Here is an 18,215-nt window from a genome sequence, read left to right as displayed (position 1 = left end):
TGCGCATCGTCGTGACCGCGCTGCGGGTGAGCGCCTCGCTCGAGCGGATGGGCGACATCGCCGAGCACATCGCCCAGCTGGCCCGGTACCGCTACCCCGACAAGGTGGTGAAGAAGAGCCTGCGCCAGACCTTCGCCGAGATGGGCCGGCTCGACGTGGAGATCTCGAAGAAGCTCACCGTGCTGCTGCGCACGGAGGACATGCAGCTGGCGGAGCAGATCCGCAACGACGACGACGCCATCGACGAGCTGCACGTGAGCGTGTTCGACGCCGTGCTCGGCTCGCACTGGAAGGGCGAGGCCGTCGACACCGTCGACGTCACACTGGCCAGCCGCTACCACGAGCGCTTCGCCGACCACGCGGTCTCCATCGCCAAGAAGGTTCAGTACCTCGCCACGGGTGAATGGCCCGGCAACACGCAGAACCCGTAACCGCTCCCGCGGCATCCGGTCACCGAAGAGGCCCCGCTCCTCTCACGAGGTGCGGGGCCTTTCGCGTGGAGCCGGTCGGTTACTTCTTGGCGCCCTGGGCAGCCACGGCGGCTGCACCGGCGGCCGCCGCCTCGGGGTCGAGGTACTCGGCGGGGCCGACGGGAACGAAGGAGGCGTCGAGCTTGTAGACCAGCGGGATGCCCGTGGGGATGTTCAGCTCGGCGATGTCGTCGTCGCTGATGCCGTCGAGGTGCTTCACCAGCGCGCGCAGCGAGTTGCCGTGGGCGGTGACCAGCACGGTCTTGCCGGCGGCGAGGTCGGGCTGGATGTCGGATGCCCAGTAGGGCAGCATCCGGTCGATGACGTCTTTCAGGCACTCGGTGCGCGGCACGGCGTCGCCGAGGTCGGCGTAGCGCGGGTCGCCGACCTGGGAGTACTGGTCGTCGTCGGCGATGGGGGGCGGCGGCACGTCGAAGCTGCGTCGCCAGGTCTGGAACTGCTCGGGGCCGTACTCGGCGAGGGTCTGCGCCTTGTCCTTGCCCTGGAGGGCGCCGTAGTGGCGCTCGTTGAGGCGCCAGGAGCGCTTGACGTCGATCCACGAGCGGCCGGCCTCGGCGAGCGCCAGCTCGGCCGTGCGGATGGCGCGGGTGAGGCGCGAGGTGTACAGCACGTCGGGCAGAACACCCGAGGCGGCGAGCAGCTCGCCCGCGCGCTTCGCCTCGCCGACGCCCTGCTCGCTGAGCTGCACGTCGACCCAGCCGGTGAACAGGTTCTTCTGGTTCCAGTCGCTGTTGCCGTGGCGCAGCAGGATGAGGGTATAGGGCTCTGTTGGCATGGTTTCAGTCTATTGCCGACCGCCGCGCGTGCTTGGATGGAGGCATGCCCATCGGCGCCGTCACCCGGGGAACCACGGGCACCAACCGCCTCCGCCGGGTCGACCGCTGGATCGGCACCCTGCCGGCGCTGCGGCAGACGGCCGATCCGCTGGTCGTCGACCTCGGCTACGGCGCCAGCGGCGTCACCGCGTTCGAACTGCAGGCCCGGCTGGCGACGGTGCGGCCGGATGTGCACGTCACCGGTCTCGAGATCGAGCCGGGCCGGGTGGCCACCGCGCGAGCGCAGCTGGCCGAGGTGCGGGCGGGGCGCACCTCGTTCGACCCGGCGGCGCGCGTCGACTTCGCGGTCGGCGGCTTCGAGGTGCCCCTGCCGGGCGGGGCTGCGCGCCGGGCCGCCGTCATCCGCGCCTTCAACGTGCTGCGGCAATACGACGAATCCGAGGTCGCCGCCGCTTGGGCGCTCATGGTGTCGCGCCTGCAGCCCGGCGGCGTGCTCGTCGAAGGAACCTGCAACGAGGTGGGGCGGGTGGCCAGCTGGGTGGCCGTGCAGCACGGCGGGCCCGTCTCGTTCACCGTGTCGCTGCGCCTGGCCGGGCTCGAGCATCCGTCGGTCGTGGCGGAACGGTTGCCCAAGGCGCTCATCCACCACAACGTGCCGGGCGAGCCGATCCACCGCTTCCTCGCCGACCTCGACCGGTTCTGGCAGCACAACGCCGCCCTCGGCACCTACGGACCGGTGCAGCGCTGGGTGGCGACCGTCGCCGCGATGGAGGGCTCCGGATGGCCCGTGCGCACCCTCGCGCGCCGGCGCCGTCTCGGCGAGCTCACCGTGCCGTGGGAGGCCGTGGCCCCGCTCTGAGGCGGGAGCCCCGTGGCCTACTTGACCTCGACCTCGATCTCCTCATCGCCGACGCGGATGGTGAGCGGCTCAGTGGTGGTGATGTTCGACGGGGTCCAGAACACCGAGGTGTGCGGCACGTAGTCCATGGTGCAGATCTGGTCGTCGGGCATCGGCACCGTGGTGATCTCGACGGTGTTGCCCTCACCCCGAGGCTCGATGACCTTGATGTCGGAGCCGATCACGGGGCAGGTGGAGCTGCCGGAGATGGCGACGCCGATCTGCGAGCCCTCCTGCATCCAGAAGCCCTGCAGGCCGGAGTCGGAGGGCTCCAGCTCGGTCACCAGCTTCTCTTCGTCGGGCAGGCCGGAGAAGTTGGTGGTGGGACCGGTCATGGTGCAGCCGGTCAGCACGAATGCGAACGCGAGTGCGGTGGCGGAGACGGTGGCAAGCTTTCGCATCTTCATGGCTCTAAGGTATCGAATCCCGCGGGTCGCCGCGTGCGCGGATCCGCGCCGGACTCGGAGACGTTTATGAGGTTTCATCACCTAATATCCCGGTGTGCGCATTCGAAGGGCTCCGTCCCAGATCCGGCACGGGCGGCTGTCCAGTCGCTCGCCACTGGCCTTCATCGCGCGTCGCATCGCCATCGGGCTGGCGGTGCTGGCGGTCAGCGCGGGAGCCGTGATCACCGTCGAGGCGGCGAGCCTCGCCCAGACGTTCGGCGACCATGCGGTCGAGATCGCGGGCGAGGCCGAGCAGGCTCCACCACCCTTCCTCGGTGCGTTCGAGGGTGGATTCACGATGCTCGTCGGACCACCACGACGCGGTGGTCGTCAGCCTCCCCCGCGACCTCGTGATCCCGCATCCGGAGTGCGTCGATCCTGAGACGGGCGATCGATTCGACTCGATGGGCGCCCAGCCTCTGAACGTCGCGTACGGCCGGGGAGGCCTCGCCTGCGTCGCCGCAACCATCTCCGCGCTCACCGGTCTACCGATCCAGTACGCCGCAGCGTCGTCGTTCAACGGCGTCATCGCCCTCACCGATGCCGTCGGCGGCGTGGAGGTCTGCGTGACCGAACCGATGGTCGACGCCGACTCCGGGGTCAACCTTCCGGCGGGGCGTACGACCGTCGCCGGGCAGACCGCGCTCGCCTTCCTGCGCAACCGGCACGGCATCGGTAACGGCAGCGATCTGTCGCGCATCGGTGGTCAGCAGCAGTACCTTTCGTCCCTGCTGCGCACGATCCGTTCCGACAGCACCCTGTCCGACCCGGCGAAGCTCTATGCCCTCGCCCAGGCGGCCGGTCACAACATCATCCCGTCGACGAGCTTGGGAAGCGCGGACACCATGGTGTCTCTGGCGCTGACCCTCAAAGACGTCGATCTGAGCAGCATCGTCTTCGTGCAGTACCCCGTCACCGCCTACGTCGAAGACACCAACAAGGTACAACCGGCGTTCGCTCTGGCCGAGGAGCTCTTCACGAGGATTCTCGCCGACGAGCCTGTCGTGCTTCCTGACGACTCGACTGCATCCGGGACTACGCTCGCCACCCCTGCTCCCTCCTCGCCCGAGAATGCGGGCCCGGCAATGACCGAGGCGCCATCGGCGACGGCCGGTCCCGCAGCGATCCAAGGACTCACCGGCCAGCGCGCCGACCAGGAGACGTGCGCGAGCGCGTTCTCCGGGTGACGGCGCTCACTATGGCGTCAAAAGTGCTCAGGTGGTGATGTCGGGGAGGGTACGGCGGGCCTCGTCGAGGGGCATGCCGCTCGCGGCCAGGAGGTCGAGCACGAGAGGACGGATGGTGACCACCAGCGCGGCCTCGGAATAGGGCTCCCCCGGGGCCAGACGGCGCGGGTCGAGGGTGATGGCGATCAGCACCAGGCTCTGCCGAACGACGGGGCGCAGCTCCGGGTGGTCGATGCTCTGGGCCAGCATCGAGACGGCGCTCTGCAGCGCCGCCATCAGTTCGGCGAGCTCGGGGCGCGGGCGGGAATCCAGGCCGAGGCTGAGCCGGCGCGAGACGACGCGCAGGTTGCGGGCCGCGTGATCCATGTGCAGCTGCATCCGCTGCAGCTCGGCGAGCTCGCCGCGGTGCCGGCGCAGGAACGGCGAGATGCGCGAGATGGCCACCGCCGACTCGAGCGAGGAGCGCCAGCTCTCGATCAGCGCCTGGGTGCCGCGCGCGCGGCCGAGCACGATCTCGGCGGTGCCGGGGTCGCCGATCCGCAGCACCGTCACGAGGGAGGAGAGGATGGCGGTGAACGCCGCGAAGAACTTCAGCGCCTCGCGACGGGCCGCCCGGCGCGGATCGCGCGGGATGAGTGCCGTGGCCAGGATGGCGACCGCGCCGCCCACCAGCGCATCCGCGGTGCGGGTGAACGGGCCGCCCGCCGGGATCGGCATCAGCGACACCAGTGAGGCCTGCACCGCAGCCATGATCGGCAGCCCGGGCACCGGCGAGAGCAACCGCGTCACCGCCAGCGCGGCGAGCACCGTGAGCGCGAACTGCCAGATGCCCTGCCCGAAGGCGAGCAGGATGACCTCGCTGAGCAGGATGCCGATCGTCATGGCGATGGCCGTCTCGAGCACGCGGCGGGGCCGGGCGTCGAGCACCAGCCCGAGGCTGGACAGCGTCACCGTGACGGCGGCGATCGGATACTGGTGGCCGAGCAGGAAGTGCGTGATGAGGTAGGCGACCGTCACGGCCACCACCAGCTGGGCGATCGCCGGCCCGCTCGAGACGGTGCGCTCGACGGCGGCGCGCAATTCGGCGTTCCAGCGATCGCGCCGGGACACCGGATCGGCCATCGAGGCCGGCAGCCCGGTCACCGCCGCCCTACCGGGTTCGGGCGCCGAGCTTGGGCAGGCGCACGCGGCCCACCGCGGCACCGGCATCCGGCGACACGATCGTCTCGGCCGTGGCCGCGACCTCACCCTGCGACGTGCGCACGACGAGCGCGGCATCGACCGGCAGCTGCCGCTTGACGACGGCGAGAGCGATCGGGCCCCACTCGTGGTGGATGCCCACCGAGGTGACGTGACCGGCCGCGGCTTCGTCTCCGGCCACCGCGACCTCGTCGCCGGCGGCCGGCAGCACGGCGTCGGAGCCGTCGAGTTGCAGCAGCACCAGCCGGCGCGGCGGGTGCCCGAGGTTGTGCACCTTCGCGACCGTCTCCTGCCCGCGGTAGCAGCCCTTGTTCAGGTGCACGGCCGAGCGCATCCAGTCGAGCTCGTGCGGGATGGAACGCTCGTCGACCTCGGTGCTGAGCCGCGGGCGCCAGGCGGCGATCCGCAGCGCTTCGGCGGCCAGCAGGCCGGCGGCGGCGAGTTCACCGGTGCGCACGGCGTCGGCCAGCTCCGGGAGCGAGGCACGCGGCACGAGGGTCTCGCGCCAGAACCAGGCGGCTCCCGGATGCGCGTCGACCTGCGCGTACTGCACACCGCCCGCGACCACCTCGGGCCACGGATCGCGCCAGGTCAGCTCGTGGCCGTTCCCGGCGGCGGCCACGGCGGCCAGCGCGGGCCCGGTCGATCGCTCGGCGTCCGAGTCGGACGACGACGCGGCCAGCCAGCCGACGGTGGCGAACTCGGCCGTGCGGTCGGCGATCTCGACCCGCAGCATGAAGCGCATGCGCTGCAGCCAGGCCTCGAGCTCGGCCGTCTCGGACGCGTCGACGAGCAGCCAGGCCGTCTCGCCGTCGTCGAACACCCGGATGGCGTGCTCGATGCGGCCGTTCGCGCCGAGCAGCAGGGTCTCGGCCGACTCGCCCGCCTGCAGGGCCCGGATGCTCTGGCTGGTGACCGAGTCGAGCCAGCTGAGCCGGTCGGGACCGCCCACCGAGATCACACCGCGGTCGGAGAGGTCGACCACGACCGGAACGGAGACGGAACCGGCGGCGCCGGCCGCGTCGAGCATCCGCTGTTCGCCGATCGGGTTGCCGTAGTGCGCCGGGACCGCGTCGGCAGCCTCGGATGTGGCGACGGCGCCGGGGAGCGCGAGGAACGGTGAGCGGGTGGGTGTCTCGGAGGCCGTCATGGCCTCAGTCGACCTTGGCCAGGCGTGCCGAGGCGTGGGTGCGCAGGTCTTGACCGAGGGCTGCGATGTCCCAGGCCCAGAGCATGTGGTTCTCCACCAGGCCGTAGAGGCGGGTGGCGGCCGCATACTCCTTGGCCGACTTCGTGCGCACCACGGCGTCGGTGGCGAGATCGATGCGCGGGCCCTTGACCTGCCCGAGGTAGAGCTCGTTGATCCCGGTCGGGTGCACGATCGACACCTCGATGTCGAAGCCGCCCGCCGCGTTGCGGAGCGTCTCGACCGCCTGCGCGGTGTTGAACGGCCGCGCGCCGACGCCCGGGAGCAGACCCGGCCCGGCATCGCCTTCGATGTGCAGACGGCTCAGGCGCCAGTACCCGGTCTCGGCGGTGAGGGGCGTCGCCTCGGCCGGGGAGACGGCCGCATCGCCCTGCGCCTCGTCGGAGAGGCGCGGCTCGGTGGGCACGTCGCCCTCGGGCAGCAGCCAGGTGTACGAGCTGTAGTTGAGGTAGGGCAGACCGTCGTGGCTGAAGCTCACGCGCTGGCCGAACTCGCGGGAGACCCGCGTGGCATCCTCGCCCTCGCCGATGGCGTAGTCGATGACGCCGGTGCCCTCCCAGACGCCGATCAGCCAGGACAGGGGCACCAGCTCGGCCGGGAGGCCGGTGGGGATCTCGATCACAGCGCTTCAGCGCCGGTCAGCGCTGGCCGCGGTACAGCTTGTAGATGACGACACCGGCAGTCCAGGCGATTGCGAGACTCGCAAGCCCGAGGAGGCCGATGAACAGGAGTTCGAGCGCAACGTAGGACATGACTAGATTGTAGCGCCCGCGGCGAAGGCGAGGGGACCGAGCACCACGGTGGCCACGGCGAGGATGAGCACCGCTCCCCCGACGCTGGCCGACACCCGGTCGACGAAGCCTTTGCGCACCGGCACGAGCAGCTGGATGCCGAAGGTGATGAGCAGAACCAGCCCCAGCACGACGGGCAGGAACACGAGGTACATGTCGGGGGTGACGAAGACCCCGACCGCGATCACGGCGAGGATGGACACGATCCACACCGGGACTACGCTTCTCATGAGCAGACTCATACCCGCCATTCTGCCCGACTCAGCCCGAGTAGTATGTACCGCAGGCGTTCTCTGGAGGATCTTACGTGGCGCAGTTGTTGATCCTGACCTCTGCGGTCGACCGAGAGGTGCTACCCGCACTCTCCCTATTGAGTCACCGCACCCGGCAGATCCCCGCCGAGCCCTCGCAGCTCGTGAACACCCCCAACAGCGACCTCATCTTCGTCGACGCCCGGCACGACCTGGCCTCGGCCCGCTCGCTCTGCAAGATCCTGAGCACCACCGGGATCGGCGTGCCCGTCGTGCTCATCCTCACCGAGGGCGGCCTCACGGCCGTCAGCGCCGAGTGGGGAGCGGCGGACGTCGTGCTCGAGTCGGCGGGGCCGGCCGAGGTCGACACGCGCATCCGTCTGGCCATCGGCCGCCAGGTGCAAGACCAGTCGACCTCCAAGATCCAGGCCTCCGGCGTCGTCATCGACGAGGCCAGCTACTCGGCCCGCGTGCACGGCCGCCCGCTCGACCTCACCTTCAAAGAGTTCGAGCTGCTGCGCTTCTTCGCCATGCACCCCTCGCGGGTGTTCACCCGCGAGCAGCTGCTCAGCGAGGTGTGGGGCTACGACTACTTCGGCGGCACCCGCACGGTCGACGTGCACGTGCGGCGGCTGCGGGCGAAGCTGGGCGACCTCGAATCCCTGATCGGAACCGTGCGCAACGTCGGCTACCGCTTCAACTTCTTCGAGGACGACAATGACCGACTCGCTCAGACTCTCGGTCAGTAGCCCCGACGAGGCCCGCGAACCCTTTCTGCGGCTGGCCGCACGGGCCGCGCTGGTCGACGGGCAGCATCCGTTCAACGACCAGGCACTGGTCGACATCGGCAAGGGCACCCGTTCGCTGCTGCTCGCCGAGCGCTCGGGCTCGGTCGTGGGGGCCGCCATCGTGGGGCAGGGCGAACTCGAGTTCGTGATCGACCCGGAGTGGCGCCAGGAGGGGCTCGGGCGTCAGCTGCTGGAGATCGTGCTGCGCAATCCGCCGGCTCCGGATGCCACGGGCGGCGCTCTTCTCGCCTGGGCGCACGGTGACCATCCCGGCAGCCGGCGTCTCGCGCAGACGCACCGGTTCGCACCGGTTCGCACGCTGCTGCAGCTGCGACGGGAGGTGGCGTCGCCGCCGCCGTCCTCCGCTTCGTCGGCCGTTCCCGGCGCCCTGCCGGAGGGGTTCTCGGTGACGACGTTCCGCGGCGGAGCCGACGTCGACGAGTGGGTCGCGCTCAACGCGCGGGTGTTCGCCGGGCACGCCGAGCAGGGTGGGCTGACCGCCGACGACCTGCGGTTCCGCATGTCGGAGTCATGGTTCGAGCCGGAGGACTTCCTGCTGCTGCGTGACGCATCCGGTCGGCTGGTGGGTTACAACTGGCTGAAGATCGAGCCCGACGACCCGCGGGTGGCCGAGATCTATGTCGTCGGCGTCGAAGAGGGCCACGCCGGCCAGGGCCTCGGGCGCGAGCTGATGAACCGTGGGCTGGCCCGGATGGCCGCGCGGGGCGCGTCGCAGGCCGCGCTGTACGTGGACGGCGACAACGAGCGGGCCGTGGCGCTCTACCGTTCGCTCGGCTTCACCGACCACACCATCGACGTGCAGTACGAGCACCGGCCGGGCGGGCGCCCGGGCCGAGCCTGATGCTCGCCGTCGAGCAGCAGGCCGTCTCGGCCGGGTTCGAGCTGGATGCCGGTCAGCGCGCCGCGCTCGCGCGGCTGGAGGTGCTGGCCCGGGAGCTGGAACGGGCCGAACCGTCGGCACCGGAGAACGACGAGCAGAACGCGGATCCGTCTCCGACGCCGCCCGTCGCGAGTGGCCCGGAGGGATCGGACCCGCCTCGGGGCGTGTACCTGTGGGGGCCCGTCGGGCGCGGCAAGACCTGGCTGCTCGACGCCTTCGTGCGCGTGCTGCCCGCGGCATCCGGGCCCGTTCGCCGGGTGCACTCGCACGGTTTCTTCGACGCGCTGCACCGGGAGCTGTTCGTGCAGCGCGGGCGCGATCCCGAGCATCGGCAGGAAGCGTTCGAGCGCACCCTGCGCGAGCTGGTGGGTGGCGCGCGCCTGCTCGTGTTCGACGAGTTCCATGTCGACGACCCGGGCAACGCGACCTTGCTGGTGCGGGTGCTGCACGACCTGCGCGACGACGGGGTGGCGCTGCTGCTGTCGTCGAACCAGGCGCCGGAAGAACTGCTGCCGGATCCGGTGCGGCACCATCTGATGGAGCCCGGCATCCGGCTGATCCGCGCCGAGATGGACGTGCTGGAGCTCGCCGGCGAGGTCGACTACCGGCAGCACGCCGACGGGCGCTCCGCCGAGCGGCGGGACGGGTTCGCGGCCGGCGCGTGGGTGCACGGCGGGGCCCTCGGCACGCCGGACGCAGGAAGCGCGACCGGCACGGTCGCAGCGTCGGAAGCGGAGAGCGCACTCGGCACGGGCAGGGCGCCCGAGGCCGAAGCTGCGCTGGAGGCGCTCGGCCTGCGTTCCCCCGGCCCCGGCGAGGCCGGCGAACTGCGGATCGGCGGCCGCTCGTTCGAGGTGACGGCCGCCCGGCCCGGCGAGCTCTGGGTGAGCTTCGAGCAGCTCTGCCTGCGGCCTCTTTCGACGATGGAGTACCTCGACTGGGCCGACCGCTTCCCCGCGCGCTGGGTCATCACGGGCGTGCCTGGCTACGGCCGGCTCGCGCGCGACGCGCAGCTGCGCTTCCTCACGGCCGTCGATGTACTCTGCGACGCGGGAGTGCCGACCGTGATGCTGTCGGAGGTCTCGCGCGACGAGCAGATCGCGGCGGTCGCCCGCGCGGGCGACGCCCGGCTCGCCAGCCGCCTCGCCCTCCTGCGCGTGGTCTCCTGACACTCTCGCCATCCAAAACGAAGGAGTTTCTTCCCGCCACGCCGCCTGCGGCGAGCGCCGACCGGCGCGTCGGCGAAAAGCTCCTTCGTTTTGGACAAGTGGTAGAGGTGGAGGAGGTGGAGGCGGACGGGTCAGGCGCCGGTGGAGGCGCGCTGGTTGAGCTCGAGGGGCATCTCGCGCACGGTGCCCTCGGGGGTGGAGCCGTCGAGCAGTTCGAAGAGCAGGCGGGCGCACTCGCTGCCGGCCTCGCCGCCCTTGGTGTCGATGGCGGTGATCGCGGGATCGGCGATACGCATCGAGGTGCCGTCGACGCAGGAGGCGAGCAGGAAGTCCTCGCCGATGGTGCGACCGTGCAGCCGGATGGCCGGGATCGCGGCGGCCGCCACCCCGTCGGCGGCGCAGACCAGTGCGTCCACCGTGGGGTTCTCCTGCAGGAACTGCAGCGTGGTGTCCTGCAGCGCGGCGGGATCGGTGCCGAAGGGCACCTCGCGGATGACCGGCTCGATGCCCCGGGCGAGGCACCAGCTGCGGTACTTCTGCACCAGCGAGATCGACCAGTCCGAGACCGTGGTGGAGGCGAGCATCGCCGGATGACGGGCATCCGCCCCCGCGAGCTCGTCGAGCAACTGCTCGAGATACGCGGCGTGGTCCGACCATATGACCCCGTTGGGCACCCGGTCGCCGTTGTAGCGCTCGCAGGTGACGACGGCCAGTCCCGTGGCCATCAGACCGCGCACGACGGGGTCGGAGGCCACCGGGTCGCACAGCACGATGCCGTCGACGTTGGGCAGGTGCCCGTGGCTCGGCAGCTGACCCGACATGATGAGCGTCACGTCGTACTCGGCCTTCGCCGCCTCGTTCGCGACGCCGTACACGAACGACAGGTAGTACTCCGAGCGGAAGATCACCTGCGGCACGTACAGCCCGATCGCCCCGGTGGTGGCCGTGCGCAGCGAGCGCGCCGAGCGGTTGATCGTGTAGCCCAGGCTCGCCGCAGCCTCGGCCACCGCGACCCGGGTGGCCTCCGACACACGCCCGTGACCGCGCAGCGCGTCCGACGCCGTGGTCTTGGAGACCCCGGCGGCGCGCGCCACGTCGACTATCGTTGCTGAGCCCACGCCCGCCCCTCGCTCATGGATGCCTTCATCGTATGCGCCCGCCCGGAATCCGCGGCAGGGCGCTCAGAAGCTCTGCCACGATTCCCGCCGCACCTGGCACGGCCGGCTGTCGTGGAACTGCAGGGTGGTGCCCTGCAGATCGAGACCGATCGTGATCAGCGACTCCCAGCGCAGGTGCGGCGGCAGCGCCGGATCCGGATGGCAGCACACCGCCGCGCCGTCCTCCTGATGGATCACCATGGCCAGCGCCCGATCGACCGGGTCGGCACCGGCGAACACCTCGGCGCGCTCGGCCAGCATGCGCCGCCGCGGGTAGGTGCTCGAGCGATCCAGCGACAGCTCGCCCGCCGCGAGCTGCTCGTCGAGGAAGTGGTTGGTGTGCACGAGCAGGCGCGAGTCGTCGACCGGGATGACCGCCGTGCGCTCCGGGCTGAGCTCGATGCAGGCCGCGTCGCCCCGCTCGCCGTCGAAGGTGGTGACGGTGAGCACGGTCGAGGCCGTGACCTCGGCCGAGCGCGCGATCGCGATCGCCTCCGCCACCGTCGAGGCCTCCTCCAGGATCTGCCGCGCCACCGCGTGCACCGGCACCCCCACGTGGTCGCCGTCGGCCGCGTTGTTCAGGATGTTGAAGTGCACCCCGAGGCCGTCGCTGTTCAGCCCGATCTTGCCGAGCAGCCCGAACTCGGTGAAGTACTTCACCGTCCCTCCGCCGGCCCGCGGATGCTCGACCACGAGTGTGTTCGCGTTCGACTCGTCGTGCCAGTCCCAGGTCTGCATCGACCGCGGTGCTGCGCCGTCGGGCACGGAGACGACGGTGGAGCACTCCCCCTCGCCGGTCTCGCCGACGATCGCCAGCACCTCGGTGCGCGCGTTGAGCATCCCGAGCGATTCCAGCGGCACGCCCGATCCTTCGGCCACGCCACGCAGCTCGGCCTCGAGCTCGGGCGCCCAGTCGCGGATTCGCCGGATGGATTCCCCGCCCTGCTCGCGCAAGGCCGCCGCTGTCACGCCCACGGTGCGGAACAGCTCGGTGTAGATGTCGATGTTCGCGCGGATGTCGACGGCGCCGAAGCGGCCGAGCTCGATTCCGCGGCGGAAGGGATCCGTCTCGGTGGACACGAATCTGTGAACGGTCATGCTGTGCTTTCCTGCTGGTGACGGGTGGTTCTGCGGGGGCGGCGGATCATCGCCCGCTCATCGGCTGCTCGCGAGCACCGCATCCCACGCCACCTCGGCGGCGATGGTGCCGAGGCCGACCGAGTTGATGGAGTCGACGCCGAACGGGCGGGCGCCGGCGGCCGGCAGCTCCACCTCGTCGGTGGTGACGGTGAAGAGGGTGTCGCCGTCGTGGGTGGTGTGGAAGGGCTGGATGGCGCGCGCCATCGAGCTGTGCACCTGGCGGCCGAAGTGCTCGAGCTCCTTGTCGGCCAGCCGCACGTTGGTGACGAGGCAGGTGATGGTGGTGTTGCCGCCCACCGAGGTCGGCTCGGTGCCGGCCGCGAAGGCCGCCTCGTAGTCGAGCGACGGATGCCGGCGGGCGCCGGTCGCGCGATCGTAGTTGCCGCGGACGATGGTGCCGTCGCGATCCATCACCACGCCGACCGGGTTCACGATCGTGACCACCAGGATCTTCACCGCCCCGACCTGACGGAAGGCGGCACCCTGCCCGGTGTACTCGATCCGGCTCCAGTCGATCTTGCCGGCCGAGGCGCTGACGCCGGCGCCGCAGCGGCCGACCGGGATGCTCTCGGTCGAGGCAGCGAGCAGCGCCGCCCGGCCGAGCGCCGCATCCGGGGACACCGCGTTGTCGCGCGCCCCGAAGTCGTAGATGACGGCACCGGAGACGGTCTGCAGGTCGGCCCAGCCCACGCGCCCGTGGCGTCGGCGCAGCAGCTCGTCCTCGACACCGGTGGCGGCGGCGAGGCCGTAGACCGAGCCGCCGGTGAGGCAGATGGCGTCGTTGACGGTCTCGTACTTGCCGGTGATGCCGATGGCGCCACCCCGGGCGTCGACCGCCGTGCGGGCGGGCTTGTCGAAGTGCAGCACCGTCGCGCCCGTGGGGCCCTCGAGGTATTCGGCGGTGCCGACGCTGACTCCGGGGAAGTCGAAGGCGACCCGGCCGGTGCCCGGCAGGGTGACCGGGGTGAGGTCGAAGTCGGCGTTGCCGAGGCCGTCGCCGTAGACCGGCTCGGGCACGAGGCGGGGGCCGCCCGCCGCCCTCGCGGCCTCGACGGCCGTCACGAACTGCTGCTGCGCATCCATCGCGTGTTCCGTTCTGGTGGTGGGGATGTCGGGGCGGGAGATGCCGCCGGCGCGGGGGGCGCTCACGAGACGCTGCTCAGCACGGCGTCCCACGCCAGCTCGGAGGCGACCGTGGCGAGAGCGATCGAGCTGACCGCGTTCACTCCCCGGTCGGACGACCCGTGCGGTGGCAGGTCGACCTCGTCGGTCGTGAGCGCGAACAGGGTGTCGCCGTCGTGGGTGGTGTGGAAGGGCTGGATGGCGCGGTGCATCGAGCCGTGCACCTGACGCCCGAAGAACGCGAGTTCGCGGTCGGTGAGGCGCACGTTGGTCACCACGACGGTGAGAGTGGTGTTGCCGTTCCGGGTGACGGGCGAACTGCCCTCAGAGAGCGCCGCCTCGTAGTCGTCGGCGGTCGCATGGCGTTCGCCGGTGGCCGAGGAGTAGTTGCCGCGGACGACGGCGCCGCTGCGGTCGACGATCACGCCGACCGGGTTCACCACCGTGACGACGAGCACCTTCAACTCGCCGTAGCGCCCGAAGGCGGCGCCCTGGCCGGTGAACTCGCAGCGGCCCCAGTCGACCTTGCCACTGGAGGCACTCGATCCCGCCCCCACCCGGCCCACCGGGATGCGGTCGGTCTTCGCGGCGAGCAGAGCCGCGCGGCCGAGCGCCGCATCCGGGTACACCGCGTTGTCGCGCGCCGCGAAGTCGTAGATGACGGCCGTGGAGACAAGTCGGAGGGCGCCGACCGAGGTGCGGTTGCCGGCGCGGCGGAGCAGTTCGTCCTGCACCCCCGCGCCGGCCGCGAGCCCGTAGATCGAACCGCCCGCGAGGCAGATGGCGTGCGCGTGGAACTCGAAACCGCTGGTCAGGCCGATGGCGCCGCCTCGGGCGTCGATCGCCATCCGCGCGCCGGCCGGGATGGCGATCACGGTGGCGCCGGTGGGGCCCGCCTCGTACTCGGCCGTGCCCACCAGCACGCCGTCGAAGTCGTAGGGCACCGATCCGCTGCCCGAGCCGTAGGAGGGCACCAGCTCGGCGTCGTCGTTGCCCGGGCGGTCGCCGAAATCGGGCACCGGGGTCAGCCGGTGCACGGCGGCCTCGCCGGCCTCGGTGCTGTCGTTCGTGGTCACATGCCCTCCAGGAGTCGTCGTGAGTAGTCGTGTTCGGGTGCGTCGTAGAAGCGCTCGGTCTCGGCCAGCTCGACGATCTCGCCGAGCCGCATCACCGCGATGCGGTGGGACACGTATCGCACGGCGCCGAGGTCGTGCGAGATGAACAGGGCGGCGAATCCGTTCTGCGCCTGCAGGTCTTTGATGAGGTTGAGAACCTGCGCCTGCACCGAGACGTCGAGCGCGCTCACCGCCTCGTCGAACACGATGAAGCGCGGCCGGGTGATCAGCGCCCGGGCCACGGCGACCCGCTGCCGCTGCCCGCCCGAGAGCTCGTGCGGGTGCCGCTCGGCCACCGAGCGGTGCAGGCCCACCTCGTCGAGCATCGTCAGTACGGCGTCTTCGTGCGAGCTCAGCGAGCCGCCCTCGGCCGCCGACAGCGGTTCGGCGATCGAGGCACCCACGGTGAGCCGGGGGTTCAGCGACCAGTTCGGGTTCTGGAACACGGCCTGGATCTGCCCCGCCGTGCCCCGTCGCCGGTCGAACGGCCGCCCGAGAAACCGCACGGTGCCCGAGGTGGGCCGGCGGAGGCCGAGGGCCACGGATCCGGTGGTCGTCTTGCCCGATCCGGATTCCCCGACCAGGCCCAGGGTCTCGCCCGCGGGCACCGAGAGGGTGATGTCGTCCATCGCCGTGAGCTCGCGCCGGCCGCGGCCCCAGCCGGAGCGGAACACCGTCGAGACCTGGTCGAGTTCGAGCACGTTCTCGATCATGACGTCTCCCCGCTCGTCGCCCCGGCCGCCACGAGTGCCGGGATCTCGTCGATCCGGTGGCAGAGGATGCCGCGACTCTCGCGGATCACCGGTTCGGGCCGTACGGTCGAGCACTGCTCCGCCGCGAACGGGCACCGGGGCGCGAACGCGCATCCGGCGGCCGGGCCGGTGAGCACCAGCGGGCTGCCCGTGATGGCGGGCAGCCGTTCGCCGGGCGCCAGCCGCGCGGGCAGGGAGGCGGCGAGCGCCGCGGTGTACGGATGCCGCGGCCGGGCGATGACCTCGGCGGCCACGCCGTCTTCGACCACCCGCCCGCCGTACATCACCACGATGCGATCGCACCACTTCGCGACCGCGATCAGGTCGTGGCTGAGCCAGAGCACGGTGCTTCCGGCCTCGCGGGCGAGCTCGAAGACGAGCCGGGTGACCTCGTCGCGCACCTGGGTGTCGAGCGCGGCGGTGGGCTCGTCGGCCACCAGGATGCGCGGGGCACGGTGCATGGCCATGGCGATCGCGATGCGCTGGGCCATGCCGCCGGAGATCTCGTGCGGGAACAGCCGCAGCACCCGTTCGGGATCGCGGATCCTCACCCGCTCCAGCATCGCCACCAGCTCGCCCGGCGCGGGCTTCGCCGGCCGCATCGCCAGGCTCAGCTGCCGGCCGATCCGCAACGTGGGGTTCAGGGAGCCCACGGCGTCCTGGGCGATGAACGCGAGCTCGCTGCGGCGCAGCCGGGCGATCGCGGCGGGTGTGAGCTCGAGCACGGGGCTGCCGGCCACGTCGACCGCGCCGGTGGCGGTGGCGAGACTCGGCAGGAGGCGCCCGAGCAGGAGGCCGAGCGTGGATTTGCCCGATCCGCTCTCCCCCACCACACCGACCCTCTGGCCGGCCGGGATGCGCAGGGTGGCGCCGTCGAGGGCGCGCACGGTGCGGCTCGGGGTGACGTAGTCGACCACCGCGTTCTCGACGACGATCTGTGCCGCGGATGCGTTCGGGGCGCTCATACGAGTGACCTCGTCTCCCGGGGTTCGAGGCGGTCGCGCAGGCTGTCGCCGATGACGTTGATGCAGAGGATGGCGATCACGAGCACGACACCGGGTGCGACGATCAGCCAGGGGGCTTTCACCATGTAGGTCGTGCCTTCTTTGATCAGGAGGCCGAGCGAGGAACCCGGCAGCTGAACGCCATAGCCGAGGAAGCTCAGGCCGCCCTCGACCAGGATCGCGATCGACAGCGCGTAGGTGCCCTGCACCGCGATGGTGCCGGCGACGTTCCGCAGGATGTGCCGCACCAGGATGCGCGGGGTCGAGACCCCGCTGATCACCGCGGCGGCCACGAAGTCGCGGTCGGCGACGGCCCGGGAGGAGACCGCCACCAGGCGGGTCATCAGCGGCACGGTCACCAGCACGATGCTGGCGAGCGCGGCCACCTGCCCCGGGCCCACCACGGCGGCCACCAGGATGGCCAGGATGATGGAGGGGAAGGCGTAGAGCATGTCGCCCACGCGCATGATGGTTCCGTTCACCCGGCCGCCACGGTAGCCGGCCACGATGCCGGCGGTGGAGGCGAGCACCGCGGTGATGGCCACGGCGATCACCGAGAGCAGCAGCGTGGTGCCGATTCCCTCCAGCAACCGCGGCACGAGCGAACGGCCGAGGCTGTCGGTGCCGAGGGGGAAGGCGAGCGAGGGCGCCGCGAGCCGGGTGCCGACGATCTCGGTCGGGCTGCCGCCGAGTCCCACCAGGCGGGCCAGGATCGTGGCTGCGAACATCGCCAGCAGCACGCAGGCGGCCACGGTGGCGAGCGGATCGAGAGTCGTCGCCGCCCGGCGCAGTCCCCTCCGGGCGGCCTGCGCGGCGGTGGCGCGCGGAATCGGTGCGACCGTGCCGGTCATGCCCACCGTCCTTTCTTCGCGACGCTCACCCGCGGGTCGATCAGGCCGGTGAGCACGTCGACGAGAAGGCTCATCACGACGAACACGACGGTGGCCAGCAGCACGCCGGACTGGATCACGGCGTAGTCGCGGCGGCCGAGCGCCTGCACGAGGTACGAGCCGAGGCCCGGCACGTCGAACACCGTCTCGACGATCACGGCGCCACCCAGCAGATAGGCGGTGAGGGTGGCCACGAGGGTGAGGATGGGGATGGAGGCGTTCCGCAGAACGTGGTGACGGATGATGAAGCCCTTCGATTCGCCGCGGGCGACGGCCGCGCCCACGTGCGGCTCCACCAGCACGCCGAGCACGGCGTCGCGGGTGGTGCGGGCGGTGGAGGCGATGCAGAACACCGCGAGCACGACGCCCGGCAGGATGAGCGTGGGGATGCTCGCCGCCAGGTCGGTGGCGGGCGACACCACGTTCCCCACCCGGAGCCCCAGCGCGAAACGCGAGAACAGGAACACGATCACGCTCGCCAGCACGAACTCCGGCACGCTGATGCCGATGCTGCTCACCAGCCGGCCCAGCACGCTGGACCGCCCGCCGGTGGAGCGGGTGCCGGTGTAGACGCCGAGCGGGATGCCGATCAGCACGGTCAGCGCGATGGCGATCACGCCCAGACCGAGCGTGAGCGGCAACCGCGAGGCGAACTCGTCCGTCACCGGCAGCTGGCTCACCATCGAGGTGCCGAAGTCCCCGCGGAGCGCGGAGAGCACCCACAGCAGGTACTGCTCGGGGATCGACTTGTCGAGCCCGTACTGCTCGGCGAGGGCGGCCCGCGCTTCGGGAGAGGACAGGGATCCGAGGATCACGTCCGCATAGCCGCCGGGGAGGCTGCGCACGGCCGCGAAGATCAGGATCGAGACCCCGACCAGCACGACCAGTGCACCGAGCAGCCGCCCCGGCAGCCAGAGGAGGAGACGCATG

21 protein-coding genes are annotated in these 18,215 nt (G+C 71.3%); 7 read left to right on the top strand and 14 right to left on the bottom strand.

Annotated elements, in window-relative coordinates; genetic code table 11:
• Positions 1-431 (top strand): PhoU domain-containing protein (locus tag Q0D75_RS11540; RefSeq protein ID WP_291053450.1); only part of this gene is annotated, 431 nt, incomplete at its 5' end.
• 79 nt (positions 432-510) lie between these two features.
• Here Q0D75_RS11540 and Q0D75_RS11535 read toward each other — a convergent pair.
• Positions 511-1,266 carry a phosphoglyceromutase gene (locus Q0D75_RS11535; protein ID WP_291053447.1) on the bottom strand — a complete coding sequence of 252 codons (756 nt, stop codon included), beginning with the start codon at positions 1,264-1,266 and terminating at the stop codon, positions 511-513.
• Positions 1,267-1,310: 44 nt separating this feature from the next.
• Here Q0D75_RS11535 and Q0D75_RS11530 point away from each other — a divergent pair, with 44 nt between their 5' ends.
• The gene (locus Q0D75_RS11530) at positions 1,311-2,126 is read left to right on the top strand and encodes a class I SAM-dependent methyltransferase (RefSeq protein ID WP_291053444.1); all 816 of its coding nucleotides are present in this window, start codon (positions 1,311-1,313) and stop codon (positions 2,124-2,126) included.
• Between the two features lie 17 nt (positions 2,127-2,143).
• Here Q0D75_RS11530 and Q0D75_RS11525 read toward each other — a convergent pair whose 3' ends face one another.
• Positions 2,144-2,572 carry a hypothetical protein gene (locus Q0D75_RS11525; RefSeq protein ID WP_291053441.1) on the bottom strand — a complete coding sequence of 143 codons (429 nt, stop codon included), beginning with the start codon at positions 2,570-2,572 and terminating at the stop codon, positions 2,144-2,146.
• A gap of 94 nt (positions 2,573-2,666) precedes the next feature.
• Between Q0D75_RS11525 and Q0D75_RS11520 the strand changes: the two genes are divergently transcribed.
• Both Q0D75_RS11520 and Q0D75_RS11515 read left to right on the top strand, forming a co-directional pair.
• Positions 2,667-2,993, top strand: a complete 327-nt coding sequence (locus tag Q0D75_RS11520; protein ID WP_291053440.1) for a hypothetical protein — start codon at positions 2,667-2,669, stop codon at positions 2,991-2,993.
• Complete coding sequence (locus tag Q0D75_RS11515; protein WP_291053437.1) at positions 2,935-3,798, top strand: LCP family protein; 864 nt, start codon at positions 2,935-2,937, stop codon at positions 3,796-3,798. Before Q0D75_RS11520 ends, Q0D75_RS11515 begins: the two co-directional genes overlap by 59 nt.
• Positions 3,799-3,825: 27 nt before the next feature.
• Here Q0D75_RS11515 and Q0D75_RS11510 read toward each other — a convergent pair whose 3' ends face one another.
• The 4 genes from Q0D75_RS11510 to Q0D75_RS11495 form a co-directional block, all read right to left on the bottom strand.
• On the bottom strand, positions 3,826-4,941 hold the full coding sequence (locus Q0D75_RS11510; RefSeq protein ID WP_291053434.1) for an FUSC family protein: 1,116 nt from the start codon (positions 4,939-4,941) through the stop codon (positions 3,826-3,828).
• A gap of 7 nt (positions 4,942-4,948) precedes the next feature.
• Complete coding sequence (locus Q0D75_RS11505; protein ID WP_291053431.1) at positions 4,949-6,148, bottom strand: glycine cleavage T C-terminal barrel domain-containing protein; 1,200 nt, start codon at positions 6,146-6,148, stop codon at positions 4,949-4,951.
• Positions 6,149-6,152: 4 nt separating this feature from the next.
• On the bottom strand, positions 6,153-6,827 hold the full coding sequence (locus Q0D75_RS11500; protein ID WP_291053428.1) for an FABP family protein: 675 nt from the start codon (positions 6,825-6,827) through the stop codon (positions 6,153-6,155).
• Between the two features lie 132 nt (positions 6,828-6,959).
• On the bottom strand, positions 6,960-7,226 hold the full coding sequence (locus tag Q0D75_RS11495; protein ID WP_291053425.1) for a hypothetical protein: 267 nt from the start codon (positions 7,224-7,226) through the stop codon (positions 6,960-6,962).
• A gap of 77 nt (positions 7,227-7,303) precedes the next feature.
• Between Q0D75_RS11495 and Q0D75_RS11490 the strand changes: the two genes are divergently transcribed.
• Genes Q0D75_RS11490 through zapE form a run of 3 tightly spaced genes read left to right on the top strand, consistent with a single transcriptional unit; the run spans position 7,304 to position 10,105 of the window.
• The gene (locus Q0D75_RS11490) at positions 7,304-7,996 is read left to right on the top strand and encodes a response regulator transcription factor (protein WP_291053422.1); all 693 of its coding nucleotides are present in this window, start codon (positions 7,304-7,306) and stop codon (positions 7,994-7,996) included.
• Positions 7,965-8,897: a mycothiol synthase gene (gene mshD, locus Q0D75_RS11485; protein ID WP_291053419.1), complete on the top strand. Its 933-nt coding sequence runs from the start codon at positions 7,965-7,967 to the stop codon at positions 8,895-8,897. The genes Q0D75_RS11490 and mshD overlap by 32 nt, the downstream gene beginning before the upstream one ends.
• Positions 8,897-10,105, top strand: coding sequence for a cell division protein ZapE (gene zapE / locus Q0D75_RS11480; protein WP_291053417.1), 1,209 nt, complete (start codon positions 8,897-8,899; stop codon positions 10,103-10,105). The genes mshD and zapE overlap by 1 nt, the downstream gene beginning before the upstream one ends.
• Before the next feature lie 131 nt (positions 10,106-10,236).
• Here the strand turns inward: zapE and Q0D75_RS11475 are convergent, their stop codons facing one another.
• The 8 genes from Q0D75_RS11475 to Q0D75_RS11440 form a co-directional block, all read right to left on the bottom strand.
• Positions 10,237-11,223, bottom strand: coding sequence for a LacI family DNA-binding transcriptional regulator (locus Q0D75_RS11475; RefSeq protein WP_291053415.1), 987 nt, complete (start codon positions 11,221-11,223; stop codon positions 10,237-10,239).
• A gap of 63 nt (positions 11,224-11,286) precedes the next feature.
• Positions 11,287-12,360 carry a C45 family autoproteolytic acyltransferase/hydolase gene (locus Q0D75_RS11470; RefSeq protein WP_291053411.1) on the bottom strand — a complete coding sequence of 358 codons (1,074 nt, stop codon included), beginning with the start codon at positions 12,358-12,360 and terminating at the stop codon, positions 11,287-11,289.
• Between the two features lie 57 nt (positions 12,361-12,417).
• On the bottom strand, positions 12,418-13,551 hold the full coding sequence (locus Q0D75_RS11465) for a P1 family peptidase (RefSeq protein ID WP_291053408.1): 1,134 nt from the start codon (positions 13,549-13,551) through the stop codon (positions 12,418-12,420).
• The gene (locus Q0D75_RS11460) at positions 13,548-14,600 is read right to left on the bottom strand and encodes a P1 family peptidase (RefSeq protein ID WP_291053406.1); all 1,053 of its coding nucleotides are present in this window, start codon (positions 14,598-14,600) and stop codon (positions 13,548-13,550) included. The genes Q0D75_RS11465 and Q0D75_RS11460 overlap by 4 nt, the downstream gene beginning before the upstream one ends.
• Positions 14,597-15,352, bottom strand: a complete 756-nt coding sequence (locus tag Q0D75_RS11455) for an ATP-binding cassette domain-containing protein (RefSeq protein WP_291053403.1) — start codon at positions 15,350-15,352, stop codon at positions 14,597-14,599. Before Q0D75_RS11455 ends, Q0D75_RS11460 begins: the two co-directional genes overlap by 4 nt.
• Complete coding sequence (locus Q0D75_RS11450) at positions 15,349-16,356, bottom strand: ABC transporter ATP-binding protein (RefSeq protein ID WP_291053400.1); 1,008 nt, start codon at positions 16,354-16,356, stop codon at positions 15,349-15,351. Before Q0D75_RS11450 ends, Q0D75_RS11455 begins: the two co-directional genes overlap by 4 nt.
• A complete protein-coding gene (locus Q0D75_RS11445) occupies positions 16,353-17,246 on the bottom strand; it encodes an ABC transporter permease (RefSeq protein ID WP_291053398.1) in 894 nt (297 codons plus the stop codon). The genes Q0D75_RS11450 and Q0D75_RS11445 overlap by 4 nt, the downstream gene beginning before the upstream one ends.
• The gene (locus Q0D75_RS11440; RefSeq protein WP_291053395.1) at positions 17,243-18,214 is read right to left on the bottom strand and encodes an ABC transporter permease; all 972 of its coding nucleotides are present in this window, start codon (positions 18,212-18,214) and stop codon (positions 17,243-17,245) included. Before Q0D75_RS11440 ends, Q0D75_RS11445 begins: the two co-directional genes overlap by 4 nt.
• Position 18,215 lies beyond the last annotated feature (1 nt).

The organism is Herbiconiux sp. (assembly GCF_023264855.1).
GTDB lineage: Bacteria > Actinomycetota > Actinomycetes > Actinomycetales > Microbacteriaceae > Herbiconiux.
Note: the sequence above shows the minus strand (reverse complement) of the source record. Positions and strands in the feature narration are given on the sequence as shown.